At 71.5% G+C, this 25,000-nt stretch carries 25 protein-coding genes; 19 read left to right on the top strand and 6 right to left on the bottom strand.

Annotated features, from left to right (window positions below; all coding sequences use genetic code 11):
- Position 1 precedes the first annotated feature (1 nt).
- Positions 2–949 (bottom strand): alpha/beta hydrolase, encoded by a 948-nt coding sequence (locus AC1HC7_RS17985; protein ID WP_479497642.1) that lies wholly within the window; start codon positions 947–949, stop codon positions 2–4.
- Positions 950–1,239: 290 nt separating this feature from the next.
- A complete protein-coding gene (locus AC1HC7_RS17980; protein ID WP_479497772.1) occupies positions 1,240–2,196 on the bottom strand; it encodes an MBL fold metallo-hydrolase in 957 nt (318 codons plus the stop codon).
- Positions 2,197–2,503: 307 nt separating this feature from the next.
- On the opposite strand from AC1HC7_RS17980, the gene AC1HC7_RS17975 reads away from it, so the two are divergent.
- Positions 2,504–3,472, top strand: a complete 969-nt coding sequence (locus AC1HC7_RS17975; RefSeq protein WP_479499282.1) for a radical SAM protein — start codon at positions 2,504–2,506, stop codon at positions 3,470–3,472.
- 261 nt (positions 3,473–3,733) lie between these two features.
- On the opposite strand, the gene aroB is transcribed toward AC1HC7_RS17975, so the two are convergent.
- Together aroB and AC1HC7_RS17965 are read right to left on the bottom strand one after the other, a co-directional pair.
- Positions 3,734–4,855: a 3-dehydroquinate synthase gene (gene aroB / locus AC1HC7_RS17970; RefSeq protein WP_479497644.1), complete on the bottom strand. Its 1,122-nt coding sequence runs from the start codon at positions 4,853–4,855 to the stop codon at positions 3,734–3,736.
- Positions 4,856–4,885: 30 nt separating this feature from the next.
- Positions 4,886–5,470 (bottom strand): shikimate kinase, encoded by a 585-nt coding sequence (locus AC1HC7_RS17965; protein ID WP_479497645.1) that lies wholly within the window; start codon positions 5,468–5,470, stop codon positions 4,886–4,888.
- Positions 5,471–5,800: 330 nt separating this feature from the next.
- Here AC1HC7_RS17965 and AC1HC7_RS17960 point away from each other — a divergent pair, with 330 nt between their 5' ends.
- The 3 genes from AC1HC7_RS17960 to AC1HC7_RS17950 all read left to right on the top strand — a co-directional run bounded on the left by AC1HC7_RS17960 (position 5,801) and on the right by AC1HC7_RS17950 (position 8,776).
- A complete protein-coding gene (locus AC1HC7_RS17960; RefSeq protein WP_479497646.1) occupies positions 5,801–5,962 on the top strand; it encodes a hypothetical protein in 162 nt (53 codons plus the stop codon).
- A 91-nt stretch (positions 5,963–6,053) separates the two neighbouring features.
- On the top strand, positions 6,054–7,817 hold the full coding sequence (locus tag AC1HC7_RS17955; RefSeq protein WP_479499281.1) for a hypothetical protein: 1,764 nt from the start codon (positions 6,054–6,056) through the stop codon (positions 7,815–7,817).
- Entirely contained in the window at positions 7,814–8,776 is a 963-nt protein-coding gene (locus tag AC1HC7_RS17950; protein ID WP_479497648.1) for a tyrosine recombinase, read from the top strand. The genes AC1HC7_RS17955 and AC1HC7_RS17950 overlap by 4 nt, the downstream gene beginning before the upstream one ends.
- 9 nt (positions 8,777–8,785) lie before the next feature.
- Here AC1HC7_RS17950 and AC1HC7_RS17945 read toward each other — a convergent pair whose 3' ends face one another.
- Positions 8,786–9,802 carry an aldose epimerase family protein gene (locus tag AC1HC7_RS17945; protein ID WP_479497649.1) on the bottom strand — a complete coding sequence of 339 codons (1,017 nt, stop codon included), beginning with the start codon at positions 9,800–9,802 and terminating at the stop codon, positions 8,786–8,788.
- A gap of 475 nt (positions 9,803–10,277) precedes the next feature.
- Between AC1HC7_RS17945 and secG the strand changes: the two genes are divergently transcribed.
- The 4 genes from secG (at position 10,278) to AC1HC7_RS17925 (ending at position 13,813) form a co-directional block, all read left to right on the top strand.
- Positions 10,278–10,667 (top strand): preprotein translocase subunit SecG, encoded by a 390-nt coding sequence (gene secG / locus AC1HC7_RS17940; protein WP_479497650.1) that lies wholly within the window; start codon positions 10,278–10,280, stop codon positions 10,665–10,667.
- 49 nt (positions 10,668–10,716) lie between these two features.
- Positions 10,717–12,552 (top strand): ArnT family glycosyltransferase, encoded by a 1,836-nt coding sequence (locus tag AC1HC7_RS17935; protein WP_479499280.1) that lies wholly within the window; start codon positions 10,717–10,719, stop codon positions 12,550–12,552.
- Between the two features lie 134 nt (positions 12,553–12,686).
- Positions 12,687–13,481 carry a glycosyltransferase family 2 protein gene (locus AC1HC7_RS17930; protein WP_479497652.1) on the top strand — a complete coding sequence of 265 codons (795 nt, stop codon included), beginning with the start codon at positions 12,687–12,689 and terminating at the stop codon, positions 13,479–13,481.
- Positions 13,481–13,813, top strand: coding sequence for a lipid-A-disaccharide synthase N-terminal domain-containing protein (locus tag AC1HC7_RS17925; RefSeq protein WP_479497653.1), 333 nt, complete (start codon positions 13,481–13,483; stop codon positions 13,811–13,813). Before AC1HC7_RS17930 ends, AC1HC7_RS17925 begins: the two co-directional genes overlap by 1 nt.
- A 40-nt stretch (positions 13,814–13,853) precedes the next feature.
- Here the strand turns inward: AC1HC7_RS17925 and AC1HC7_RS17920 are convergent, their stop codons facing one another.
- Positions 13,854–14,207, bottom strand: coding sequence for a hypothetical protein (locus tag AC1HC7_RS17920; RefSeq protein WP_479497654.1), 354 nt, complete (start codon positions 14,205–14,207; stop codon positions 13,854–13,856).
- Positions 14,208–14,421: 214 nt separating this feature from the next.
- Between AC1HC7_RS17920 and uraH the strand changes: the two genes are divergently transcribed.
- The 11 genes from uraH (at position 14,422) to AC1HC7_RS17865 (ending at position 24,986) form a co-directional block, all read left to right on the top strand.
- Positions 14,422–14,775 (top strand): hydroxyisourate hydrolase, encoded by a 354-nt coding sequence (gene uraH / locus AC1HC7_RS17915; protein ID WP_479497656.1) that lies wholly within the window; start codon positions 14,422–14,424, stop codon positions 14,773–14,775.
- Between the two features lie 207 nt (positions 14,776–14,982).
- Positions 14,983–16,500, top strand: a complete 1,518-nt coding sequence (locus AC1HC7_RS17910; protein ID WP_479497657.1) for an ABC transporter ATP-binding protein — start codon at positions 14,983–14,985, stop codon at positions 16,498–16,500.
- Positions 16,487–17,602, top strand: coding sequence for an ABC transporter permease (locus AC1HC7_RS17905; RefSeq protein WP_479497658.1), 1,116 nt, complete (start codon positions 16,487–16,489; stop codon positions 17,600–17,602). The genes AC1HC7_RS17910 and AC1HC7_RS17905 overlap by 14 nt, the downstream gene beginning before the upstream one ends.
- Positions 17,602–18,534: an ABC transporter permease gene (locus tag AC1HC7_RS17900; RefSeq protein WP_479499279.1), complete on the top strand. Its 933-nt coding sequence runs from the start codon at positions 17,602–17,604 to the stop codon at positions 18,532–18,534. Before AC1HC7_RS17905 ends, AC1HC7_RS17900 begins: the two co-directional genes overlap by 1 nt.
- 78 nt (positions 18,535–18,612) lie before the next feature.
- Positions 18,613–19,605 (top strand): GGDEF domain-containing protein, encoded by a 993-nt coding sequence (locus AC1HC7_RS17895; RefSeq protein ID WP_479497660.1) that lies wholly within the window; start codon positions 18,613–18,615, stop codon positions 19,603–19,605.
- Between the two features lie 456 nt (positions 19,606–20,061).
- The gene (locus AC1HC7_RS17890) at positions 20,062–21,132 is read left to right on the top strand and encodes a BMP family ABC transporter substrate-binding protein (protein ID WP_479497661.1); all 1,071 of its coding nucleotides are present in this window, start codon (positions 20,062–20,064) and stop codon (positions 21,130–21,132) included.
- A 396-nt stretch (positions 21,133–21,528) separates the two neighbouring features.
- Positions 21,529–22,482: an aldo/keto reductase gene (locus AC1HC7_RS17885; protein WP_479497662.1), complete on the top strand. Its 954-nt coding sequence runs from the start codon at positions 21,529–21,531 to the stop codon at positions 22,480–22,482.
- A 35-nt stretch (positions 22,483–22,517) separates the two neighbouring features.
- A complete protein-coding gene (locus AC1HC7_RS17880) occupies positions 22,518–23,306 on the top strand; it encodes a hydroxypyruvate isomerase family protein (protein WP_479497663.1) in 789 nt (262 codons plus the stop codon).
- 72 nt (positions 23,307–23,378) lie between these two features.
- A complete protein-coding gene (locus tag AC1HC7_RS17875) occupies positions 23,379–23,726 on the top strand; it encodes an ArsR/SmtB family transcription factor (protein ID WP_479497664.1) in 348 nt (115 codons plus the stop codon).
- 34 nt (positions 23,727–23,760) lie between these two features.
- Positions 23,761–24,723 carry a permease gene (locus AC1HC7_RS17870; RefSeq protein WP_479497665.1) on the top strand — a complete coding sequence of 321 codons (963 nt, stop codon included), beginning with the start codon at positions 23,761–23,763 and terminating at the stop codon, positions 24,721–24,723.
- Between the two features lie 29 nt (positions 24,724–24,752).
- A complete protein-coding gene (locus AC1HC7_RS17865; protein ID WP_479497666.1) occupies positions 24,753–24,986 on the top strand; it encodes a thioredoxin family protein in 234 nt (77 codons plus the stop codon).
- The last annotated feature ends 14 nt before the right edge of the window (positions 24,987–25,000 follow it).

Genomic DNA, 25,000 nt, shown 5'->3' with positions numbered 1-25,000 from the left:
GTCAGGCCAGACGGGCGGCGATGAAATCGGTCTCCGCCCGGGCGTAGTCCCGGGCGATCTTCAGATCGAAATTGTTGAAGGCGTGGACGCCGCCGGGATAGATCTCCAGCGTCGTCTCGTGCCCGGCGCCGGCCCAGCGCGCCGCCATCTGCAGGCTGTCGTCGAGCAGCGGGTCCTCGGCGCCCACCTGGAACAACGCCGGGGGCATGTCGTGCAGCCGGGCCAGCATTGGCGAGGCGATCGGGTCCGCGCGCATCGCCGGGTCCGGCGTGAAATTGTCGATGAACCAGGCCACGGTGGGGGTGGAGAGAATCATCTGCCGGGCGCCCCAGTTCGCCAGCGAGGCGGTCCCGCGCAGATCATAGGCGCCGTAATTGAGCGCCGCGCCCGCGAACCGCCCGCCAAGACCGGCGTCGCGCAGGCGCAGCAGCGTCACCGCGCTCAGATGCGCGCCCGCCGATTCGCCGCCGATGAGAAACCGCCCGGTCCCGAAGCGCGCAGCGCCTTCGTCGAGCAGCCAGGTCGCGGCGGCAAGGCAGTCGTCGGGCCCCGCGGGCCATGGATTTTCAGGCGCCAGCCGGTATTGCGCCGAGACCACCGTCGCGCCGGTTTCCGCTGCGATCCGCTGGTTCTGCCGGTCGAAATGCTCGGGGCCGCCCAGCGACCAGCCGCCGCCATGGATGTGCAGATACACCCCGCGCGGGGCCCCGCTTGCGGGCGAAATCCGCACCCGCCCCCCCGACGGCAGGGTTTCCCAGTGCGAGCCCTCCAGCGGCCCGCCGGACGGGAACAGCCCGCGGCCCTCGTCGCGCGCGCGACGGGTGTCCTCTATGGGAACCTCATGGGTCGGCGGGGCCGCGCGCAGCAGCGCCTCGAGCCTGGCGTTGAACGCGGCGGTTTCGGGCAGGATGGCGTCGGGGCGGAACAGGGCCGGGTCGATCTGCGTCATGGCCGGACCCTAGCAGAGCCGCCGCCGCCCGCAACACCCCGGGATCCCGACGCGCCGGTCGCTCCCGCCCGCCCCGCGACCGCGCCCGCCCCCAAGCGCCCGCGCCATCAACCAGCGCCGTCAACCCGCGCCGTCAACCAGCGCCGCCCCGGCGAGCGTCCCGGCGATCGACCCGGCTCCGGCGCGGGCGCTGGGTGGGCGGGCGGGGCGTCCGCGCCGGAGCCGCGCGCCGCAAGGCGCGCCCGCTTTCAGGCGCCGCGCCGCCGCTCGGCGCATCCGCGCTGCGGCGGTCACTCCCATTCCATCTGCTCGAACACCCGCCCGGCGTTGCGCGTCGCCAGCTCCTTGAAAGTGTCGAGCTTCTCGTAAGGCGACTGATCCACGTAATAGGCCCCGGCCAGATCGCCGCCATTGTCGATATGCTCGCGGATCTTCCGGCGCAGATAGACCAGATAATCCCGGGTGTAGCGGCGCACCTGATCCATGTTGGTCGGATGCCCGTGACCGGGAATGACGTAGAGCGCGCCCAGCGGCTCGAATTCATCCTCCCAGGTTTCCAGCCAGGCGGCGGTGTCGGTGTCCTCGAAGATCGGCGGCAGGCGTTCGTGAAAGGCGATGTCGCCGGCGATCACCAGCTTCTGCGCCGGCAGCCAGACCGAAACGTCCCCCGGCGAATGCGCCGGCCCCAGCCGCAGGACCTCGATGCGCATCCCGCCCATCTCGACAATGTACCGGTCTTCGAAAACCTCCGTGGGCAGCGTCACCTCGGTGTTCCTCGCCAGGTCCTCGCCGTTATAGGCCTGCATGCTGGCGAGACTGTCATAGCCGGTTGCCTCGAAATGCGCCGCCGCCTCCTCCTGCGCGACGATCTTCACCCCCTGCGCCGCCCAGTAGCTGTTGCCGAGCATGGCGTGACCCTGCCCGTTCTCGTCGATCACCAGCTTCACCGGCTGATCGGTGATCGCGCGGATCTCCGCATGCAGCGCCTCGGCCAGCAGCCAGGAGGCGCCGCCGTTGATCACCACCACCCCGTCGCCGGTGACGATGAAGCTGAGATTGTTGTTGTGCCCGGCATTGGCGCGCCCCGGCGGCGCGGTGGCGCCGATCGCCGACCAGACATTGGGGATGAATTCCACCGGCTTGGAATAGAGCGGCGACGCCGGATACTGATCCGGAATCGACTGATCCGCCGCCGCCGGCCCGCCAAGGGCGAAGATCGCGCAGAGACCGGCGATGAAAGAACGCATGAGCATTGGTTTTCCTCGGAGCAAGGGGTTTCGAGGCCCGGCGCCTCGCGGCGCGCAACACATTCAGTTGTGCGAATATCCGAACGGAAAGCAAGCCCCATGATCCGCCCGCCAATGCCGGGCGCCCCCGCCCCCCGCCCGATGCGGCGAAGCCGCCCCGCGCGCAGGCCGGATCCGGGGCGCAGGCCCGCGCCACGCACGATTGCGTGAACCGCGCGTGCGCATCGTTGATTTCACTTCTCGGCGCGAAAAGGTATCAGAGACGAGCGCGCGCCAGATCGGGCGTCACGGAAAACGGGCAGACCAGATGAACAAGCACTTCCGGATCGCCGACGGCGACGCCGACGCGCCGCGCGCGAAATTCTCCGATCCGGCGCGCACCGCCAGGGGCGAGCCCCGCGCGACGGTGGCGCTCACGGGCGCGACCACGCTGTGGTTCAACACCGGAACGCTCTGCAACATCGAATGCCTGCGCTGCTATATCGAATCGAGCCCGACCAACGACCGCCTCGTCTACATCACCCGCGCCGAGGTCGAGGACTACCTCGCCCAGATCGCCGATCGCGACTGGCCGGTGACCGAGATCGGCTTCACCGGCGGCGAACCCTTCATGAACCCCGAGATGATCGCCATGGCCGAGGCGGCGCTCGAAGCCGGCCATGACTGCCTGATCCTCACCAACGCCATGCGCCCGATGATGCGCCCGTCCATGCGCGCCGGGCTCGCCGGGCTCCGCGCCCGATACGGCGACCGGCTGACGCTGCGGGTGTCGCTTGACCATTTCGCCCCGCGCCATCACGACGAAGAACGCGGCGCGGGCGCGTTCGACAGGACCCTCGCGGGCATGCGCTGGCTGCGCGACGCGGGCATCCGCATGGCGGTGGCGGGGCGCATGCTCTGGGCCGAGGACCAGGCGCAGGCCCGCGCCGGCTACAAGGCCCTGTTCGCGCGCGAAAACTTCGCCATAGACGCCGACGACCCGGCCATGTGCGTGCTGTTCCCCGAGATGGACGAGACCGCCGACGTGCCCGAAATCACCACCGCCTGCTGGGACATCCTCGGCAAGTCGCCGGCGGACGTGATGTGCGCCACCTCGCGCATGGTGGTCAAGCGCCGCGGCGCGGATCGCCCGGTGGTGCTTTCCTGCACCCTGATCCCCTATGATTCGCAGTTCGAAATGGGCGAGACCCTCGCCGACGCCGAGCGCCCGGTCAGCCTCAACCACCCCCACTGCGCCAAATTCTGCGTGCTGGGCGGCGCCAGCTGCTCCGGCTGACGCTTTTGCCGCTGTTGTCTTGGGGTGAACGGGGGCGCGTCGATGCCCGGTCGGCGCGGGACGCGATTTGTCGGCTGTTTTTTTACGCGGCGCCTGCGGCGCGCCGGGTTTTTTACGCGGCGCCTGCGGCGCGCCGGGGCGATAGCGATCGGCGCGAAACCAGACCGCCGCGATACGCCCAGCGGGCGCCGCTTTCGCCGCCGCGGTCAGGCTGACGCGCCCCCATTCGCCTCCATTCGCCCCCTCATGCAAAACAGGATGTCAGGCGGCGCGGGGTTCCGCCAGGGCGTCCGCCAGCACCGCGCGCACCACCGCCAGATCCACGTCGCGGGTGACGAAGGCCGCGCCGATGTCGCGCGCCAATATAAAAGTCAGCCGCCCGGCCTTCACCTTCTTGTCCTGCCCCATCAGCGTCAGCAGCCCGTCGGCGTCGGGCAGGTCGCCGGGGATCTCGGCCAGTCGCGCCTTCATGCCCATCTGCGCCAGATGCGCGCGCAGGCGGCTGGGGCTTTCCTGCGGGCACAGACCGAGCCGCATGGAGACCTCGAAGGCCAGCGCGCAGCCGATCGCGACGCCCTCGCCATGCAGCAGCCGGTCGCCGTAGCCGGTGGCCGCCTCCAGCGCATGGCCGAAGGTGTGGCCGAGATTGAGCAGCGCCCGCTCGCCCTGCTCGGTCTCGTCGCGGGCGACGATCTGCGCCTTCATCGCCACCGAGCGGCGCACCGCATGGATGCGCGCCGCCACGTCGCCGTCGCGCATGGCCGGGGCGTTCTTCTCCAGCCAGGCGAAGAAATCCGCGTCCCCCAGCAGCCCGTATTTCACAACCTCGCCATAGCCGGCGAGGAAATCGCGCGCCGCCAGCGTCGCCAGCGCGTCGGTGTCGGCCAGCACCAGCCGCGGCTGGTGAAACGCCCCGATCAGGTTCTTGCCCTGCGGCGCGTTGACCCCGGTCTTGCCCCCCACCGAACTGTCCACCTGCGCCAGCAGGGATGTGGGGATCTGCACGAATCCCACCCCCCGGCGCAGCACCGCCGCCGCGAAGCCCGCCAGATCGCCGATCACCCCGCCGCCCAGCGCGATCACCAGATCGTCGCGCTCGATTTTCCGATCGAGCAGCCATTCCACGGTCCGCGTCAGCGCGGCCATGGATTTCGTCGCTTCGCCCGCGGGCAGCGCCAACGCCTCGGCGGCGATCCCGGCGGCGGCGAGGCTCGCCTGCAGCGCCGGCAGATGCGCGCGGGCGACGTTTTCATCGGTGACGATGGCGCTCACCGGGCGCGCCAGCAGCGGGCGGATCAGCGCGCCGGCCTCGGCGATCAGACCGGGGCCGATCTCCACATCATAGCTGCGCGCCCCGAGCGCCACATGAACCCGTTCCCGCATAGTGTTGTTTTCCTTGCGTTTACCTGATTTCTACACGGCGAGAAGATCGCGCGCCTGCAGGGCGGCGACGATGCGCTCGACCACCTTTTCATGTTTCTCGCCCGCGTGGCTGTCGACGGTGATCATCGCCTCGCCATAGATCGGATGGCGCGCGGCGATCAGGTCGGCGAGGATCTGGCGCGGGTCGCCGGTCATCAGCAGCGGCCGCGTGGTCTTGCGCCCGACGCGTTCCAGCAGGGTGTCCAGTTCAGCGCGGATCCACACCGACGCGGCGCCGTTGTCGCGGATCAGGGCCCGGGTCTCGGGGTTCATGAACACGCCGCCGCCGGTGGCGATCACCTGCGGCGGTTCGTCGAGCAGGCGGGCGATGACCCGGCGTTCGCCGCGGCGGAATTCCGGTTCGCCCATTGTGGAGAAGATCTCGGCGACGCTCATGCGCGCGGCCGCCTCGATCTGTTCGTCGCTGTCGACGAACCCGGCGCCGAGCGCGCTCGCCAGCCGCCGGCCCACGGTGGTCTTTCCGGCCCCCATCAGCCCCACCAGCACCACCGGGCGGATCAGGCGGGGCGGCGGCGCGACGGGATCGGAACCGGATCCGGGCGACGCGTCGGTCACGGGCGGCGCGCCCGCGTCGCAGGGGCCGCGCCGAGCTGGGCGTCTGGGTCATGCATGTGCGGGCTCCGGCGTCGATTGCAACGGGCCTTGCGCCCGACGGCGAACCCCCCTCCGATCCCGCATTGCAGGGGCGACGCGGCGCCGTTAGGCTCTGCGCGCTGACCGGAATGAGCGCCCGGCCGCCGGAATTGCGAGGCAGGCTTCCCTCGTTACACCGGCCATGACGGGGCGCCAAGACCGCATCGCACGACCGATAACGACTGACACGCGACGACCGACGCGCGACGACCGACGCGCGACGACCGCACCGCCAAGAGGAGCTGCGCAGGCATGGGCCGCCTCACCAGATATTCGCTGTACCTGATCGTGCTGGGCCTGCTGGGCTTCGCCGGCTGGGCCATGTTCGCCCAATTGACGCCGCCCACGCGCGATATCGTCATCGACGCCCCGGCGCCCGGCGCCGCCGCCCCGTCGGGCGCCGGCGACGGCTGAAATGCCCCGACCGCCCGTCGCCCCGGGCCCTGCGGCCGAGGCCCTGACGCGCCCCCGCCCGTGGCGCGGCGCAATCCGGCCGCCGGGCGGCGTGGGGCTGCGGTTCGCTCTGGCCGCTGCGCTTGTCGCCGTCGCGACCGGCGCGCAGGCGGCGGCCAATTCTCCGCGCAGCGCCATCGACTGGCTCAAGGCCCCGCCGCCCGGCGCCGAGGCGCTCGGCGCCGCGCCGGACGCCGCCGCCGGCGGCGGCATCGAGGTGGAACGCTTCGCCCCGCCCGGCCCGGACGCGGCGGGGACGCTGACCCCGGCAAGCGGCGGCGTGGCCGCGAATTTCTGGCGCGGGGTGTCGGCGCTGCGCGCCGCGGCGCTGCTGCGCCGGGCGGATCTGGACGCCAGTCGCGGGCGCGCGCCGACCGCGCAGGCGCTGGTGCGGCGCATGCTGCTCAGCGCCGCGAAATCGCCCTCGGGCGGCGGGGTCGGCGGCGGGGTCGGCGGCGGCGCGCCGTTCCTGCGCGCCCGCCTCGACCTGCTGGAGGCGCGCGGCGCCCTGCCCGACGCGCTGGCGCTGCTGGACGCCGCCGCCGCGCCGCCCGCCTTCGACCTGCCGCGCCGGCTGCGCATCGGCCTGCTGACCGGCGCCGATCTCGCGCCCTGCACGGCGATCATCGCCGCGGAATCAGACATGGAATCGGGCTCAAGACCGGGCGCCGGGATGGGCGGGATCCCTGCGATCACCGCGGGCCAGCGCATCCATTGCCGCATCCGGCTCGGCGATTTCGCCGGCGCAAGGCTGTCGCTGGACCTGGCCGAGGCCTTGGACGCCGTCCCGAAACCCCGGCTGCGGCTGCTGCGCGCCCAGATCGACCCGGATCTGGCGCGGGTCGCCGAAGGCCCGGCGCGGGTGGCCGGGATGACCCCGCTGGATCTGGCGCTGGTCGACGGGATCGGCGCGCCGCGCCCGGCGGATTTTTCCAGGGCCGCGCCGCTGGCCTGGCGCTGGGCCGACATGACCGAGGCGGCGGCGCCGCGCCAGCGCCTCGACGCCGCCGAACGGCTGACCCGCGCCGGGGCGCTGCCCGCATCGGCGCTGATCGCGCTTTACCGCCGCTACGCCCCGGCCGAATCCGGCGGCGTCTGGGGCCGGGTCGAGGCCCTGCGCGACGCCGAGGCCGCCGCCGCCGACCCCGCGCAGCCCGCCAGGACCCGCGCCGCCGCCATCCTCGAGGCCGAGTCCCGCGCCGCGCTGGCGGGGCTGCGCCCGGCGATGGCGCGCGCGCTGGCCCCGCTGATCGCGGCGATCCCGGCGGCGGATTACGCCGCGCTGCCCGGACTTCAGACCGACCGGCTTGCCGAAATCCTGCTGCTGGCCGATTCGCCGGCCGCGGCGCAGCGCATCCATGGCGGATCGCCGTCGCGCCTGCGCGCGCTGCTGGCGCTGCGCGCAACCCCCGCCATCGCCGACTGGCCGGCGCTGCGCCGCGAGGCGGCCACCGGGCATGAGGACGCGGCGCGACTGCTGGCGGCGCTGGCGGCGCTGGGGCGCGCCGCGCCGGACCCCGAGCTCGACGCGCTGGTGGCGGCGGGTTCTGGTTCAAGCCCCGATTCGGGCCCAGAATCGGGCCCCGAATCGGGCGAAGGGACCGCGACCGCGCCGGCTGCGCCGGACATGGCGGATTCGGGCGCCGCCGGTTCGGGCGCGCCCTCGGTCGCCGCCCTCGGCGCGCTGCGCGAACTTGCCGCCGAGCGCCCCCCGGCGCGGGCGCTGCATGGCGCGCTGACCGCCCTGCGCGGCGCCGGCTTTCCCGACGAGGCCGCCGCGATCGCGGTCGAGGTTTTCCTCACGGAACGCCCGTGAGCGCCGCGCGCATCCGCCTGTTTCTGGAGGCCATGCAGGCCGAGCGCGGCGCCGCCGACAACACGCTGGCCGCCTATGCGCGCGATCTCGACGGGCTCGACGCCTTCGCCGGCGGCATCCTCAACGCCGGGCGCGCCGATGTGGAGGCCTGGCTGGCGGCGCTGGAGGCCGAGGGCCTGAGCGCGGCCACCCGCGCCCGCCGCCTCTCCGCCGCGCGCCAGTTTTTCCGGTTCGCCTTCGCCGAGGGCTGGCGCGACGACGACCCCGCCGCCCGCATCCGCGGCCCCGGCGCGGCGCGCGCCCTGCCCCGCACGCTCAGCGAATCGCAGGTGGAGGCGCTGCTCGCCGCCGCCCGCCGCCCGGCGCCGAACGCCGACGGGGCGCAAACCCCGGCGGCGCGCGTCGCGGCGCTGCGCATGACCTGCATGATGGAATTGCTTTACGCCACCGGGCTCAGGGTCTCCGAACTGCTGTCGCTGCCGGTGGCTGCGGCGCGGGGCGATCCGCGCATGATTCTCGTCACCGGCAAGGGCGGGCGCGACCGCATGACGCCGCTTTCGCCCCCGTCGCGCATCGCCCTGGCGCAGTGGATCATCCACCGCGACGGCGACGAGACGCTGGCCAATTCGCCCTATCTGTTCCCCTCGCGCGGCAAGCTGGGGCATCTGACGCGGGCGTGGTTCTTCCAGCGCGTCAAGGCGCTGGCGAGCGCGGCGGGGATCCCGCCGGGGCAGGTCTCGCCGCATGTCCTGCGCCACGCCTTCGCCACGCATCTGCTGGCCAACGGCGCGGATCTGCGCGCGATCCAGCAGTTGCTGGGGCATGCGGATCTTTCCTCGACCGAGATCTACACCCATGTGCTCGACGCCCGTCTGCGCGACCTGGTGCTGACCCGCCACCCGCTGGCCCGCGGAGCCGGCAAGGACGGCGGCGGCGATGGCGGCGACAACCGGGGCTGAGCCGGCGGGTCAGGCGATGCGCACCGCCGTCACCTGCCGATAGGGGCGATCGGGATCGCACAGGATCGACGGAAATTCCGGGTGATTGACGCTGTCGGGAAAATGCTGCGCCTCCAGGCACAGCCCGGCGAAGGGTTCATAGCGCCGCCCCCCCAGCCCCGGCACCGGCGCCTCCAGATTGGAGGCGTTGTAGATCTGCACCCCCGGTTGATCGGTCCACAGGTCGAGCCGCAGCCCGCTGCGCCCGGCCCAGACCGTGGCGGCGGGGACGGCCGGATCATGCCCGGCCTCAAGCACCAGATTGACGTCGAGCGGCGTCAGCGCCCCGCCGGCGCTGGTCATGCGCCGCGCGACGCGGAAATCCACCGGCGTGCCGGCCACCGAGGCGATCTCGCCGCTGGGGATCAGCGCCGCGTCGGCGGGGGTCCAGCAATCGGCGCGGATCAGCAGACGATGGTCGCGCACGTCGCCGTCGCCGTCGAGGTTCCAGTAACTGTGCTGGGCGAGGTTGATGGGGGTGAGCCGGTCGGGCCGGCCCTCCATTTCAAAGGCCAGTTCGGCGCCGTCGAGCCGCATGGTCACCGAAAAATCCACCGCGCCGGGATAGCGGTCCTCGCCGTCGGGGCTGTGGCGGGTGAGGCGGATGGCGGTGGCGGCGCTGTCGGTGTCCAGGCGCCAGTTGCGCCGGCCGAGCCCGGATTCGCCGCCATGGATGTGATGGGCGCCGCTGTTGGCGGCGAGCCGGATCTCGCGCCCCTCCAGCATGAACCTCGCGTTGGCGATGCGGTTGGCGACGCGCCCGGCGATGATGCCGAAGGATCGTGAATGGTTGATATAGTCCTCGAAACGGTCGAACCCCAGCGTCACCGGGATCTCGTCGGCCCCGCCGCCGGGGGCGCGGGCGCGCCAGTCGCGCAGCACGCAGCCCCAGGACAGGACCGAAATCCGCGCCTTGTCGCTTTCCAGCGTGGCCTCGACGATGTCCTGGCCTTCATGGCGGGCGAATGCGCGGGTGGTGACGGACATGGGGCGAGCCTCGCTGGGGCGGATTGACCCTCGGATGGCCAGAGGAACGGTCGCGGCCACAGCAAAGGCCGGCGCGGCGCGAAGATCAAGCCCCCGGCGCGGCGCGGGGGGGCTGGTCTCGCAGACGTGACGCGCGTCGAGCGGCGCTTCGCCGGCGCGACGCGGGGCGCGGATGGCGGGCCGGGGCGGCAGATGCGGCGCGGGCGGGAGGACGAGCGCGGCGACCAGGGGGCCGCGCGTCGGTCGCGCGTCGGCGGCGCGTCGGCGGCGTCTCGACAAGCCGCGCCGGAGCGGGTAGAACCCCGCCCTGATCGTCCGTTTCGCGCTTGCTCGCGCGACGCGGGCCGTTGTCCTTCGCTGACCACACCCGGCGCGCCCGCCCAGCGGGATCGCCGCCCGCCCCGCCCCGACGCCCGCCGCGACGCCTGAAACCCACCACGCCTGACGCCCGCCCGGCCATTCGAAAGCTGTCTCCATGGAAAATGTTCTGTTGATCGTCCACCTGATCATCGCGGTGTTTCTGATCGGCGTGGTGCTGCTGCAGCGCTCCGAAGGCGGCGCGCTGGGCATCGGCGGCGGCGGGGGCGGCGGGCTGGTGTCCGGGCGCGGCGCGGCGACGGCGCTGTCCAAGGTCACCTGGTTTCTGGCCGCGGCCTTCATCACCACCAGCCTGCTGCTGACGGTGCTGGCGGCGCAGAAGGCCGGCAGCCGTTCGGTGGTCGAGGGCGCGGCGATCGACGGCGGCGCGGTGGAACTGCCCGCCGCCGAGGCCATCGACGACGACCTAAAGGGGCTGATCGCGCCGCTGCCGGGCGCGGATCCGGCCCCGGTCGACGACCCCGCGACGCCGCCCGCGGCGAACTGATCCCCGGTCGGGCGGGCTGCTGATGGCGCCCGGCCCCGCGCGCCAGCCAATGCCCGGGGCCGCCCGGCCTCCAGGCCGGCGCCCGGGGGCCAACGCCGACTCGGCCGCCAAACCCGACCCGGGCTCCAGTCCTCCCCCGGCCCCCGGCCCGAACCCGCGCCCGGCCCGATTAAAAAAATCGATCGCGCGCGCCGATCGGTGGCCCGGCGCGCTGTGGCGCTGGCTGGACGCCGCCCCGTGGCGGCCCTGGGCGGCGCTGATCCTGCTGTGCCTGGCGCTGTTCCTGCCGGGGCTCGCGGCGCTGCCTGTCACCGACCGCGACGAGGCGCGCTTCGCCCAGGCCTCGCGCCAGATGCTGCAAGGCGGCGATTTCATCGACATCCGGTTTCAGGACCAGCCGCGCTGGAAAAAGCCCGCCGGGATCTACTGGCTGCAGGCGGGCGCGGTCGCGGGGGTCTCGGCGCTGACCGGGCTCGCCCCCGAGCGCGTCGGCATCTGGGCCTATCGCCTGCCCTCGGTCCTTGGCGCGAGCCTCGCCGTGCTGGGCGCCTTCTGGGGCCTCGCGCCGCTGCTGGGGCGGCGCGCGGCGTTGATGGCGGCGGCGATGATCGCAACCTCGGCGCTGGTCGCCGCCGAGGCCAACATCGCCAAGACCGACGCGGCGCTGCTGGGGGCCGCGACGATCGCCATGGGCGCCTATCTGCGGCTGTGGCTCGGCCTGCCGGGGCGCTGGCATCTGGCGATGTGGGCGGCGCTGGCGGCGGGGGCGATGCTCAAGGGGCCGATCGTGCTGCTGGCGCCTGGCGGCTGCGTGGCCTGGCTCTGCGTCGCCGGGCGCAGCCTTGCGCCGTTGAAGGCCATGACCTGGCGGGCCGGGCCGCTGCTGTTCCTGGCGCTGACCCTGCCGTGGTATCTGGCGATTCATCTGAAGACCGGCGGCGCGTTCTTCGAGGAGGCGCTGGTCAAGGATCTGCTCGGCAAGGTGGCCGCGGGCAAGGAGGCCCATGGCGCGCCGCCGGGGACCTATCTGGCGATCCTCTGGGCGATCTTCTGGCCCTGGGCCGGGCTGCTGATCCCCGCCGCGCCGGTCCTGTGGCGCGCGCGGGCGCGGCCCGAGATGCTGTTCCTGGCGGGTTGGGCGGCGCCGGTATGGCTGGTCTTCGAACTCACCCCCACCAAGCTGCCCCATTACGTGCTGCCGGCGCTGCCGGCGCTGGCCGGGATGCTGGCGGTCTGGCTCGACGGCGGCGCGGCGGTCGCGGGGCGCCGGGCTGTTCGCATCGCCGCGGCGCTGTTCGCGGCGGTCGGGCTGGCGCTGGGGCTGGCGGCGATCGGACTGCCTGCGGTTCTGGAGGGCGCGCCCTCGCCCGGCGCGACGCTGCTGGCGCTGCCCGGGCTGGCGGCGGTCGGGGTGGCGACGCTGGCGCTGTGGCGCGGGCGGATCGCGGCGTTCGGCGCGCTGGCGGGCATGGGCGCGGCGCTGCTGATCGCCGCCACGCTGCAATTCGCCCTGCCCGCCCTGAAAACCGCGTTCCCGAGCCCGCGCATGGCCGAGGCCGCCGCGCCCTTCGCCGCCTGCGCCGGGCGGCAAGCGGCTTCGGTGTCGTTTCGCGAGCCCAGCCTGGTGTTTTCGCAGGGGACCGGGACGCGGTTCCTCAGCCATGGCGACGCCGCCGCGCTGCTGCGCAGCGCCCCCGGCGCGCTGGTCTGGATCGAGGATCGGCGCCGCGACCGGCTCGACGCGGCGCTGGGCGCCGGCCCGCCCGAATTGCGTGAGCTGGCGCGGGTCGAGGCGTTCAACCTCAACCGCGGCAAGTTCACCACGCTGCGCCTGCTGGCGCGCGCGGATGATCCGACCTGGGCGAGCTGCGCGGCGGCGCGCTGAGGCGCGGGGCTGCGGCCGGGGCGGGGGCTCGGGCTGGGACTGCGACGCCGGGGGGGGGTTGGAGCCCGCCGCCCGCCACGCTATACCCGCCGCCAGCCTCGCGCATCCGGCGCCGATCCCAGACGGACCCCGACATGACCGACACTGCGCCCCATGCCCCTAGCGATCCGCCCGCCAGCCCGCCCGCCGGCGCAGGGCCGCGCATCACCGTGATCGCCCCCATGAAGAACGAGGCCGGCAATGTGGGGCCGCTGGCCGACGAGATCGCCGCCGCCTGCGCCGGTCTTGCGCCGTTCGAGGCGATCTTCGTCAATGACGGCTCCGACGACGGCACCGCCGCCGCCATCGCCGAGACCCGGCTGCGCCACCCCTGGCTGCGCGAGATCCGCCATGCCGAAAGCTGCGGGCAGTCGGCGGCGGTGCTGTCGGGGGTGCGCGCGGCCCGGGCCCCGATCTGCTGCACGCTGGACGGCGACGGGCAGAACCCGCCCGCCGAGATCCCCGGGCTGGTGGCGCCGCTGCTGGCCGAACAGGCGGGGGCCGCGCCGCGCATCGGGCTGGTGGCCGGGCAGCGGGTGGACCGTCAGGACACGGCGTCGAAGAAAATCGCCTCGCGGCTGGCCAACCGGCTGCGGCGCGCCCTGCTCAACGACGACACCCGCGACACCGGCTGCGGGCTGAAGGCGTTTCCGCGCGAGGTGTTCCTGGCGCTGCCGTTCTTTGACCACCTGCATCGCTACCTGCCGGCGCTGGTCAAGCGCGAGGGCCACGCCATCGCGCTGGTCGATGTCAGCCACCGGGCGCGCGAGGCGGGGGATTCCAAATACACCAATTTCGGCCGCGCCCTGGTCGGGGGCCTGGATCTGTTCGGGGTCTGGTGGCTGCTGCGCCGGCGCAAGGTGGCGCGAATCATCCACGAGGACCGCTGATGGACACGCTGGCGGGCTGGCTTGGCGCCGAGACCCGGGTCGAGCTGATCTGGATCTTTGTCGGCCTCGGCGGGCAGCTGCTGTTCATGATGCGCTTCCTGCTGCAATGGCTGGCCTCGGAAAAGGCCAGGCGATCGGTGATGCCGGTGTCGTTCTGGTGGTTTTCCATCGGCGGCGCGGCGGTGCTGCTGGCCTATGCGATCTATCGCAGGGACCCGGTGTTCATCATGGGGCAGGCGCTGGGGTTCTTCATCTATTCGCGCAATCTGTGGTTCATCCGCGCCGAACGGCGCGACGCGCGGGCGCCGCGGGATCCGGGCGCCGGGGACTGACGCCCCCCGCCCCCGCGTGAAACCCGGGCGCCCGCCCGGATCAGCCCAGCTCGGCCCAGATCGGGCGCGGCAGGGTTTCGAGAAAACTTTCGAAAGCCTCGGCGATCTCGGCCTTGGGGGCCTGCGGGTTGTGCTTGTAGCCGAGTCGGTCGAGCGCCTGCGCGCCGCCCGCGAGACGCAGCTGCGCATAGGCGGCGATATGGGTTTCCCAGCTGAGCCCGATGCCCAGCGCGTCGCTCAGGATCGCGTCCATGTCGGTCTGGGCCGCGAGCGGGTCGCGGGGCAGCGCGTCGGCGCCCATCTGTTCGCGCACATGGCCGATGAGCCGGTCGCGCAGGCTGCGCTTGGCGCGGGGGTCGAGATGCTCGACCTGTTCCGATCTGATCCGCAGCATGTGGCCCCCCCCCAATCATTGCGCGCCCGATTTCGCGCCCGCGCGGCGATCATAGCCATGCGCCGCGCGGAAATCTTCCTTTACTTGACGCACGCGTGGCGGCGCGGCGCCCGCAGCGTGGAATCATTCACATCATGGCTTGCGCCCGCGCCCATGGAGGCTTTTGATGGTCGAAAGCGGCGACTGCATGACCGCCGGCCCCGGGGAGACTTCAATGGGCGTACTGACCACGCATGTTCTTGACACCGCGACGGGGCGCCCTGCGGCGGGCATGGCGCTGGAGCTGTTCCGCCTGTCCGTGGACAGTCGCGACAGGCTGACGGCGCGGGAGACCAACGCCGACGGGCGCTGCGACGCGCCGCTGCTGGAGGGCGCCGCCTTCGGCCCCGGCGAATACGAGCTGGTGTTCCACGCCGGCGCCTATTTCGACGCGCTGGGGCTGACGCTGGGCAGTCCGAAGTTTCTTGGCGACGTGCCGATCCGATTCGGGATTTCCGACGGCGGCGCCCATTATCACGTGCCGCTGCTGATCTCGCCATTCGGCTATTCCACCTATCGTGGCAGTTGAGGCCCCGCGCCGGTCCGCCGGCGCGCCCGGGCGCGACCCGGGGACCGTCCGGCGCGCGCTCGCCCGCCCTGCGGGCGGGGTCGCGCGCCCCGCGGATGCGCCTGCGGCGATCCGGGCCGGGTTGCGGGCGCGGCGCGACCGGCGACATCGGGGCGTCGGGCGCGCAGGCGCAATGCCGGATGCGGCGGCAATCATGGAGGATCTGGCGTGAGCCCATTGCTTGAGCTTGACGGCGTCACCAAGCGGTTTCCCGGCGTGGTGGCCAATGACGCGGTGGGCTTCTCGGTCGGTCGCGGCGAGATCCACGCGCTGCTCGGCGAGAACGGGGCCGGGAAATCGACGCTGGTGAAGATGATCTACGGCGCCATGCGCCCGGACGAGGGGAGGATGCGCTTTGACGGCGCCCCGCACGCGCCGCCCAATCCGGGCGCCGCGCGGGCCGCCGGCGTGGGGCTGGTGTTCCAGCATTTTTCCCTGTTCGAGGCGCTGAGCGTCGGCGAGAACGTCGCCCTGGGCTTGCCGCCGGATCAGGCGGGCCCCGATCTCGGGGATCGCATACGCAAGGTGTCGGCCGCCTACGGGCTGCCGCTGGACCCTGACCGGCTGGTGGGGGAATTGTCTGTGGGGGCGCGCCAGCGCGTCGAGATCGTGCGCTGTCTGCTGCAGTCGCCGCGGCTGCTGATCATGGACGAGCCGACTTCGGTGCTGACCCCGCAGGAGGTGGAGATCCTGTTTCGCACCCTGCGCCAGCTGCGCGACGAGGGGGTGTCGATCCTTTACATCTCTCACAAGCTGGAGGAGATCCGCGCCCTGTGCTCGGCGGCCACCATCCTGCGCCACGGCCATGTGGTCGGGGCTTGCGATCCGCGCGAGGAGACCGCGAAATCGCTTGCCGAGATGATGATCGGCGAGAGTCTCGCGGCGCCCGTGGGGCTTGATGTCGAACCCGGGGATTTGCGGCTCACGGTGCGGGGCCTGTCGCTTGAATCCGAGGCGCAGTTCGGGGTGGATCTGCGCGACGTCTCGTTCGACCTGCGCGCCGGGGAGATCCTCGGGATCGCCGGGGTGGCGGGCAACGGCCAGGACGAATTCGTCGCCGCGCTGTCGGGCGAGACCCGCTGCCAGTCGGTGGCGATCCGCCTTGACGGCGCCCCCATCGGCAAGCTCGGCCCGCCGGCGCGGCGCAGGCGCGGGCTTTGCACCGCGCCCGAGGAGCGCCTCGGCCACGCCGCCGTGCCGGACATGAGCCTCACCGAAAACGCCATCCTGTCGGCGCGCACCCGGTCCCGGCTTGACTGGAAGGGGTTTCTGAAGCTCGGCATCGCCGAAAAATTCGCTCGATCCGTGGTCGAGAGTTTCGATGTGCGCACCGCCGGGGTGGAGCACGCGGCGAAATCCCTGTCCGGCGGCAATCTGCAGAAATTCGTCGTCGGGCGCGAGATCATGCAGCACCCGGAGGTGCTGGTGGTGGCGCAGCCCACCTGGGGCGTGGACGCCGGCGCCGCCGGCGCGATCCGCCAGGCGCTGCGCGACATGGCGGCGAACGGCGCGGCGGTGCTGGTGGTGAGCCAGGATCTGGACGAACTGCTGGAGCTTTCCACGCGATTCGCGGTGATGGCCAACGGCCGGCTGAGCGCGCCGCGCAAGGCGGGCGAGCTGAGCATCGAGGAAATCGGCCTGATGATGGGCGGCGACATCGAGGAGGCCACGCATGTTCCGGCTTGAACCGCGCAAGGAAAAATCCGCCGCCATGGCCTGGGCGGCGCCGCTGATCGCCGTGGGGCTGACGCTGGTCTTCGGGATGATCCTGTTCGCCGTTCTGGGCAAGGATCCGTTCCGCGCCGTCTACGTGATCTTCATCGACCCGCTGACCCAGGACTTCACCCGCGCCGAATTGCTGGTCAAGGGCGCGCCGCTGGTGCTGATCGCCCTGGGGCTGAGCTTCGGATTCCGCGCCGGGGTGTGGAACATCGGCGCCGAGGGGCAGTTCATCATCGGCGCGCTGGCCGGCGGCGCGGCGGGGCTGGCGGTCTATGACACGCCGGGGCTGTGGGTGCTGCCGATGATGGCTGTCGCCGGGATGCTGGGCGGGTTCCTGTGGGCGATGATCCCGGCGGTGCTGCGCATCCGCTTCAACGCCAATGAAATCCTCGTCAGCCTGATGCTGGTCTATGTGGCGGAACTGCTGCTCTCGGTGCTGGTGGGCGGCGTGCTGCGCGACCCCGACGGGTTCAATTTCCCCGAATCGCGGCTGTTCCACGACAGCGCCACCGTGCCGATCCTGATCGAGGGCACGCGGGCGCATATCGGCGCGTTGGTGGCGCTGGGCGCGGTGATCGCCGGCTATGTGCTGCTGGAGCGCCACGTGTTCGGGTTTTCGCTGAAGGTCGCCGGGCAGGCCCCGCGCGCCGCGCGCTTCGCCGGGTTCTCGCAAAACGGCGCCATCGCCGCCTGCCTCGGGCTGTCGGGCGCGCTGGCCGGGCTGGCGGGGATGTTCGAGGCCGCCGGTCCGGTGGGGCAGCTGGTGCCCGGCTTGCCGGCGGGCTACGGGTTCACCGCGATCATCGTGGCGTTTCTGGGCCGCCTGCACCCGGTGGGCATCCTGCTGGCCGGGGCGCTGATGGCGCTGACCTATATCGGCGGCGAGACCGCGCAGCTGGAAATGCAGCTGCCGGCGGCGGCGATCTCGGTGTTCCAGGGGATGCTGCTGTTTTTCCTGCTGGGCATGGACATTTTCGTGAGCTACCGGCTGCGCCGCGCCGGAGCGCCGCAATCGGCGCCGCCCGCGCCGGTCAAGCCCGCGCCGGTCAAAGAGGAGGCCGCGTGATGGATTTCAGCGTTCTCAACCCGATCTCCATCGCCATCGCCCTGATCGTCGCCGCCACGCCGCTGGTCTTCGCCGCCATCGGCGAACTGGTGGCGGAAAAATCCGGGGTGCTCAATCTTGGCGTCGAGGGCATGATGATCGTCGGCGCCATCGCCGGCTTCGCCACCACCATCGAGACCGGTTCGCCGCTGCTGGGGATTCTCGCGGCGATGCTGGCGGGGGCGGCGCTGGCGGCGCTGTTCGCCTTCTTCACGCAGATCCTGATGTCCAATCAGGTGGCGACGGGACTGGCCCTGACCATGTTCGGGCTCGGCGTCGCCTCCATGGTCGGCCAGCCCTATTCGGGGATGCCCGCGCCGGATTTCCCGCGCCTCGCGGTCCCGGTGCTGTCGGACCTGCCGGTGGTCGGAAAGCTGCTGTTTTCCCATGATCTGCTGATCTACCTGTCGCTGGCGCTGGTCGCCGGGGTCTGGTGGATGCTCAACCGCACCCGCGCCGGGCTGGTGCTGCGCGCGGTGGGCGAAAACCACGATGCGGCGCACGCCATCGGCTACCGGGTGGTGGCGATCCGCTTTGCGGCGATCATGTTCGGAGGCGCCTGCGCCGGGCTCGGCGGGGCCTATCTGGCGTTGGTGCAGACCCCGCTCTGGGTCGAGGGCATGACCTCGGGGCGCGGCTGGATCGCGCTGGCGATCGTGGTGTTCGCGGCCTGGAAACCGTGGCGGGCGATGCTCGGCGCCTATATCTTCGGCGGGGTGACCATCCTGCAGCTCAACCTGCAGGCGCTGGGGGTGGCCATCGAAAGCCAGTATCTGTCCATGACCCCCTACATCGCCACCATAGTGGTGCTGGTGATCATCTCCGCCGACAAGACCCGGGCGCGGCTGAACGCGCCCGGCTGCCTCGGGCGGCCGTTCTTCGCCGCCACCTGATCCGGCTTGCCGGTTTCTTAGGATTTGGCCTCTAGCCTGAGCCTCTGACATTTGCGTGGGCGCTTGGGGGGCGAAGACATGGCTGAGAGACAGGAGGGCGCGTTCGCCCGGTTTGGCGCGCAGGACATCGCAGCATGCGCGCAGGCCGCGCGCACCGCGCTGAACGCGCCGGTGGCGGCGGTGGCGCTGCCGGAGCATGATTTTCCGCTGATCTTCGCCGCGGAGGACCTGGATTCCGAGGCCATCGTCGATGACGTGTTCTGCGCGCGGGTGATCGCCGAGGGCGCGGCGCTGGCGGCGCCGGACATGCTGGTGGACCCGAATCTGGCGGACTCGACGCTGGCGCATCTGCCGATCCGCCTGCGCAGCGCCATGGGCGCGCCGCTGCCGGGCAACGCGGGACATGCGCGCGGCGCCATCAGCGTCTTCGATCCGGCGCCGGGGCGGTTTGGTCCGTCGGACCGGCTGCGCATGGCGGCCGCGGCGATGAAATTCGCCGCCGAGCTGACGCAGCGGCAGGCCGCCCATATCGACCCGAAGACCGGGCTGCTCACGGCGCGCGGCGCGCTCGAGGCCTTCGCCCGGGCCCGCGGGATGCTCAGCCGCTATTCGCGGCCCACCTCGCTGGCGCTGATCGAGATTTCCCGCGAAGGCGACGCGCCCTTGCCGGACGCGGCCTTCGCGGCGCTGGCCCGCGGCTGCCGCCGCGACCTGCGCGCCAGCGACCTGCTGGCGGATCTGGGCGACGGGCGCCTGGCGCTGCTGATGCCCGAAACCGCGGATGTGGACGCGCGCATCTGCCTTGAACGCCTGACCGGCACCATCACCGCCGCCGGGCCGGGGCTGGTCGCGCGCTCCGGGGTCACGATCCTCGATCCCGCCGACGCCGACGCCCAAGCGCCGCTGAAACGCGCCGAGGCCGAACTGCGCGCGCCCGCGGGGCCGGCGGGGCGCGCCGAAAGCACCCCCCTCGCGGATCCTCGCGGCGCCATGCGCCACGGGCTTGACGAAGGGATCCACAGCTTCTGCGACGACGAAGCGCCGTCGCCGGACAGGTTTCCACCCCCCTGACCCGACGCCCGCCCCCCCTTGAGGGGGGCGCCGCGTCTGCTCCCGCGCCGGTGGCGAGATCACCGCCCGCGGCGGGCTGCGAGTCCTGCGCCGGCGGCTCCCCCAGGCTCGACGGCCGCCCCATGCGCCGAACTGGCGACGCGCCGCGGGCCCGGACTGAGCCACGGGCGCGGGAGCAGACGCGGCGCCCCCGCCTCGGTCGGTCTCGCAACAGCGAGATCCGATGCGCATTCCGCGCCGCTCCAAGGCGCCGTCCGCCGCGCGACCCGCTCATCCGCGAGGCGCCATTTTCCCCATGACGTCCGACGACGCGCTCTGTATCGTTGCCTTTCGCGCGCCTCGACCCGGCGCGCGTCGGCGCAGCCCGTAAGACGGCGCGTCCATCCGCGCATCCGCAACCGGCGAAACAATGCCGGGCGGCGGCGGCGGCAGAGAGGACATAGGAGGTCCCAGTACATGAACCACGCAAAAACGCTGCTCGCGGCAATCGCAGCGCTCGGTCTCGCCGCAGCGGCGCAGGCCGCGGAGAAAACCAGAATCGGCTTCATCTATGTAGGCCCCGTCGGCGATTTCGGCTGGTCCTACGAACACAACCAGGGCCGCAAGGCCATCGAGGAGGCCTTTGGCGACAAGGTCGAGACCACCTATCTGGAAAGCGTCCCCGAGGGCCCGGACGCCGAACGCGCCCTGCGCCAGATGGCCCAGTCGGGCTATGACCTGATCTTCACCACCTCGTTCGGCTACATGAACCCGACGCTGAAGGTGGCCAAGCAGTTTCCCAAGGTGAAATTCGAACACGCCACCGGCTACAAGCGCGCCAGGAACGTCTCGACCTATTCGGCGCGCTTTTACGAGGGCCGCCACGTGATCGGCCTGATCGCCGGAAGCATGACCAAGTCGAACTCCATCGGCTACATCGCCTCCTTCCCGATCCCCGAGGTGGTGCGCGGCATCAACGCCGCCTATCTCGCGGCGAAATCGGTGAACCCCGAGGTCAAGTTCAAGGTGGTCTGGGTCAACACCTGGTTCGATCCCGGCAAGGAGGCCGACGCCGCCAACGCGCTGATCGAACAGGGCGTCGACGTGATCATGCAGCACACCGACAGCCCCGCCGCCATGACCATCGCCGAGGAAAAGGGCATCTACGCCTTCGGCCAGGCCTCGGACATGACCAAGTTCGGCCCGAACGCCCGGCTGAGTTCGATCATCGACAACTGGGCGCCCTACTACATCGCCCGAGTGCAGGCGGTGATGGACGGCGCCTGGGAAAGCGCCAACACATGGGACGGCATCGGCCCGGGCATGGTGAAGATCGGCGATTTCTCCAAACGCATCCCCGAAGACGTGCGCGCCAGGGCGCAGGCTGCAGCCGAAGCCATCGCCGCGGGCACGCTTCACCCCTTCACCGGGCCGATCAACAAGCAGGACGGCTCGGTCTGGCTCAAGGCCGGCGAGACCGCCCCGGACGGCGATCTGGTGGGGATGAATTTCTACGTGGAGGGGCTCGAGGGCGAATTGCCCAAGTAAGCCTGCGCCGCCCGCGACGGGCGGCGCGCTTTCAGCGACGCGTCTTGCAGGGCCCGGCGGCGACGCCGGGCCTTTTGCGCGCCAGCCGCCCAACCGCCGAACGTCACGACATCATCACGTCGGCGCGCGCAGCCGGCGCGCCCGCTCGCAATCCGCGCCCCAGGCGCCCATCTGTCATCCAGACGCCGGCGACCGCCCAGCTTCCCGCGCCCAGCTTCCCGCACCCCGCCGCGCGCATGAGGACCGACGATGAAACTGTTTCTGGCCGCTCCGGTCACCTACCTGCTGCTGGCGATTCTGGCGCTCTACGCCGTCTGACCCCCGGCGCTCGGGAATTGACAGCCGCGCCGCGCCGCGCCCAGTGTGCGCCCGACGTCATTGAACAGGAGCGCCGCCATGCAAACCGTCAATCTGGGCCGCACCGGGGTCGGGGTGTCGCAGCTCTGCCTTGGGACCATGTCGTTCGGAACCGACGCCGACGAAGCTGAATCCGCAAGGCTCTACGCCGCCAGCCGCGAGGCCGGGATCTCCTTCTTCGACTGCGCCAACATCTACGGCAACGGCGTTTCGGAAACCATTCTCGGCCGGCTGATCGCCCATGAGCGCGACCAGATCGTGCTGACCTCGAAATGCTATTTCATGGGCGGGCTCAGCCGGATGGCGATCCGCCGGCAGGTCGAGGACAGCCTGCGGCGGCTCGACACCGACCGGCTCGACATCCTGTTCCTGCACCATTCCGACGACCCCGCGCATCAGGAGGATCAGCTGCGCGCGCTGGAGGATCTGGCCCGCGCCGGCAAGGCGATCTATCTCGGGGCCTCGAATCACGCCGCATGGCAGATCGCCCGCGCGCTCGGCATCGCCGACAAGCGCGGCTGGTCGCGGCTCGACGTGATCCAGCCGATGTATTCGCTGGTCAAGCGTCAGGCGGAGGTCGAGATCCTGCCCCTGGCCCAGGCCGAGGACATCGGCGTGATCTCCTACAGCCCGCTGGGCGGCGGCCTGCTCAGCGGCAAATACGCCCGCGGCGAGGGCGGGCGGCTGACCGAATGGGACAGCTACAAGCTGCGCTACGGCGAAGCCCGCGTCTTTGACACGGCGGCGGCGCTGGCCGACATGGCGCGCGACATGGGGGTGCATCCGGTGAGCCTCGCCGTCGCCTGGGCCGGCGCGCATCCCGGCGTCACCGCGCCGATCATCGGCGCGCGCTCGGTTCAGCAGCTGCGCCCGTCGCTGGATTCGGTCGACATCGACATGACCCCGGAGCTTTACGCAAGGATCGAGGCGTTGTCCGCGCGCCCGGCCCCGGCCACCGACCGGCTGGATGAACAGGTGTCCGGCCCCGGCTGACGCCGGCCCCGCATGCGACTGACCGGAGTATTTCCATGAAACTGAAATTCTCGGCCAATCTCGGCTTTCTGTGGAATGACCGGCCGCTGCCCGAGGCGATCCGCGCCGCCGCCGCCGCCGGATTCGACGCGGTGGAGATCCACTGGCCCTATGCCGAGGACGCCGCCGCCATTGGCGCGGCGCTGACCCAGACCGGGCTGCCCATGCTCGGGCTCAACACCGCGCGCGGCGACGCGGCGGCGGGCGAGGTCGGGCGCGCCGCCCTGCCCGGCCGCGCCGCGGATGCGCGCGGCGACATCGATCAGGCGCTGGACTGGGCGGCGCGCATCGGCGCGCGATCGGTGCATGTGATGGCCGGCCGCGCGCGGGGACCGGCGGCGGAGGCGGCGTTTCTCGAAAGCCTCGACTACGCGGCGCGGGCGGCGCCCGAAGGGGTCACCCTGCTGATCGAGCCGCTGAACCCGCGCGACGCGCCGGGATATTTTCTCAACGCCGCGGACCAGGCGGCGGCGATCATCGCCACGCTCGACACGCCGAAAATCCGCCTGATGTTCGACTGCTACCACGTCCAGATCGTCTCCGGCGACCTGCTGCGCCGCTGCGAACGCCTGCTGCCGCTGATCGGCCATGTGCAATTCGCCGCCGCGCCGTCGCGCGCCGAACCCGACGAGGGCGAGATCGCCTATGACCGGCTGCTGCCGGCCATCGCGGCGCTCGGCTATGACGGGTTCTTTGGCGCCGAATACCGCCCCCGCGCCGGGGTCGAGGCGGGGCTGGGCTGGCTCAAGGCGTTCCGCGCCGCCGCAGGGCGTGCGGCGATCTGACCGCGCATATATGGATTGACGTATATACGCACAGGCATATATGAAAACCGCAACGCAACGAAGGAGGCCGCCATGGCCCCGCATGACCTGCTGGCATTGATGGGAGACGAGACGCGGTTTCGCATCCTGCATCTGATCTGGCGCCAGCAGCCGCTTTGCGTCTGCGAACTGGCGCATGCGCTGCAGGCCGGGCAGCCCAAGATATCCCGACATCTGGCGCTGCTGCGCGCCGCCGGGCTGGTGCGCCCCGAACGCCACGCGCAATGGATCCTGTACCGGCTGGCGCCCCCCATGGCGGCGGCGATCGCCAGCCTGCTGGACGCAGCGCTGGCCCAGACCGACGACGCCCAGGCGCGCGCCGATCTGCACTGCCTGAACGCCATGGAAGCGCGCCCCGCCGTCGCGCGGACAGCGGCCTGACCTGACCAGCCCCCCCCCCGCTAGAGGCCCCGAGATGTTCGAAATCTTCACCATTCTGGCGGACTGGACCGCCTATCGCCTGCTCGGGCTGGACCCGGCGACCAAGCTGGCGGACGCGGTGCATTTTTTCGTCGAGGACGTGACGAAGATCTTCTTCCTGCTGGCGGCGATCATCTTCGTCATCGGCTTTTTCCGCTCCATGCTGCAACCCGAACGGGTGCGCGGCTATATCGAGGGCAAGCCGCGCGGCGTCGCCTATGTCATGGCCGTGGGGCTCGGGGCGGTGACGCCGTTCTGCTCGTGCTCCTCGGTGCCGCTGTTCATCGGGTTTCTCGAGGCGGGGATCCCGCTCGGCGTCACCATGGCGTTCCTGACCGCCTCGCCGATGATCAACGAGGTGGCGGTGGTGATCCTGGCCGGGATCGTCGGCTGGAAACTGGCGGCGATCTACGTGATCGCCGGCATGGCGGTGGGCGTGCTGGGCGGCTGGCTGACCGACAAGGCGCGGCTGGAGCGATATGTCGAGGATTACGTCTGGAAAATCCGCATGGGCAAGATCGCGCTGCCGGAGATCGACGACAGCTTGCGCGGGCGCATCCGGTTCGCCTGGGCGCAGGTGCGCGAGATCGTCGGGCGGGTCTGGCTTTACGTGCTGATCGGCGTCGGCGCCGGGGCGGCGCTGCACGGGTTCGTCCCGCAGAGCTTTTTCACCGAATACGCCGGGCGGGACAACGCGTTCGCCCCCATCGTCGCGGTGTTCGTCGGCATTCCGCTGTATTCCAACGCCACCGGGGTGATCCCGGTGGCCGAGGCGCTGCTGGCCAAATCCGTGCCCATCGGCACGGTGCTGGCGCTGATGATGTCGGTGGCGGCGATTTCCCTGCCGGAGATGATGATCCTGCGCAAGGTGCTGCGCCCGCAGATGCTGGCGCTGTTCGCGGGGTATCTGGCGCTGGCCTTCGTCAGCATCGGCTATCTGTTCAACGCGCTGGCCTGAGGGGCGCGCGTCATCAAGAGGAGAAGACAATGAAAACCGTTCAGGTGCTCGGATCGGGCTGCAGGAAATGCGCGACCACGGCGGACTTGATCGCCGAGGTCGCCGGTCAGCTGGGCGCCGACGTCAAGATCGAGAAAGTCACCGACATGGGCCTGATCATGGCCGCCGGGGTGATGTCGACGCCGGGCGTGGTCATCGACGGCGCGGTGGTGCATGTGGGCTCGGTGCCCGACAAGGCGGCGATCGAAACCTGGCTGCGCTGACCCGCGCCCCAACC

It is taken from the genome of Oceanicella sp., from assembly GCF_056449545.1.
This window is presented reverse-complemented; position numbering and strand designations above follow the sequence as displayed.

Coding starts and splice junctions, on each gene's coding strand:
- AC1HC7_RS17925 (WP_479497653.1), top strand. CDS start 13,481: ATGGACACGCTGGCGGGCTGGCTTGGCGCCGAGACCCGGGTCGAGCTG.
- AC1HC7_RS17905 (WP_479497658.1), top strand. CDS start 16,487: ATGTTCCGGCTTGAACCGCGCAAGGAAAAATCCGCCGCCATGGCCTGG.
- AC1HC7_RS17920 (WP_479497654.1), bottom strand. CDS start 14,207: ATGCTGCGGATCAGATCGGAACAGGTCGAGCATCTCGACCCCCGCGCC.
- AC1HC7_RS17935 (WP_479499280.1), top strand. CDS start 10,717: ATGCCCGGGGCCGCCCGGCCTCCAGGCCGGCGCCCGGGGGCCAACGCC.
- AC1HC7_RS17930 (WP_479497652.1), top strand. CDS start 12,687: ATGACCGACACTGCGCCCCATGCCCCTAGCGATCCGCCCGCCAGCCCG.
- secG (WP_479497650.1), top strand. CDS start 10,278: ATGGAAAATGTTCTGTTGATCGTCCACCTGATCATCGCGGTGTTTCTG.
- AC1HC7_RS17880 (WP_479497663.1), top strand. CDS start 22,518: ATGAAACTGAAATTCTCGGCCAATCTCGGCTTTCTGTGGAATGACCGG.
- AC1HC7_RS17945 (WP_479497649.1), bottom strand. CDS start 9,802: ATGTCCGTCACCACCCGCGCATTCGCCCGCCATGAAGGCCAGGACATC.
- AC1HC7_RS17870 (WP_479497665.1), top strand. CDS start 23,761: ATGTTCGAAATCTTCACCATTCTGGCGGACTGGACCGCCTATCGCCTG.
- AC1HC7_RS17885 (WP_479497662.1), top strand. CDS start 21,529: ATGCAAACCGTCAATCTGGGCCGCACCGGGGTCGGGGTGTCGCAGCTC.
- AC1HC7_RS17875 (WP_479497664.1), top strand. CDS start 23,379: ATGGCCCCGCATGACCTGCTGGCATTGATGGGAGACGAGACGCGGTTT.
- aroB (WP_479497644.1), bottom strand. CDS start 4,855: ATGCGGGAACGGGTTCATGTGGCGCTCGGGGCGCGCAGCTATGATGTG.
- AC1HC7_RS17960 (WP_479497646.1), top strand. CDS start 5,801: ATGGGCCGCCTCACCAGATATTCGCTGTACCTGATCGTGCTGGGCCTG.
- AC1HC7_RS17865 (WP_479497666.1), top strand. CDS start 24,753: ATGAAAACCGTTCAGGTGCTCGGATCGGGCTGCAGGAAATGCGCGACC.
- AC1HC7_RS17895 (WP_479497660.1), top strand. CDS start 18,613: ATGGCTGAGAGACAGGAGGGCGCGTTCGCCCGGTTTGGCGCGCAGGAC.
- uraH (WP_479497656.1), top strand. CDS start 14,422: ATGGGCGTACTGACCACGCATGTTCTTGACACCGCGACGGGGCGCCCT.
- AC1HC7_RS17890 (WP_479497661.1), top strand. CDS start 20,062: ATGAACCACGCAAAAACGCTGCTCGCGGCAATCGCAGCGCTCGGTCTC.
- AC1HC7_RS17900 (WP_479499279.1), top strand. CDS start 17,602: ATGGATTTCAGCGTTCTCAACCCGATCTCCATCGCCATCGCCCTGATC.
- AC1HC7_RS17985 (WP_479497642.1), bottom strand. CDS start 949: ATGACGCAGATCGACCCGGCCCTGTTCCGCCCCGACGCCATCCTGCCC.
- AC1HC7_RS17975 (WP_479499282.1), top strand. CDS start 2,504: ATGAACAAGCACTTCCGGATCGCCGACGGCGACGCCGACGCGCCGCGC.
- AC1HC7_RS17980 (WP_479497772.1), bottom strand. CDS start 2,196: ATGCGTTCTTTCATCGCCGGTCTCTGCGCGATCTTCGCCCTTGGCGGG.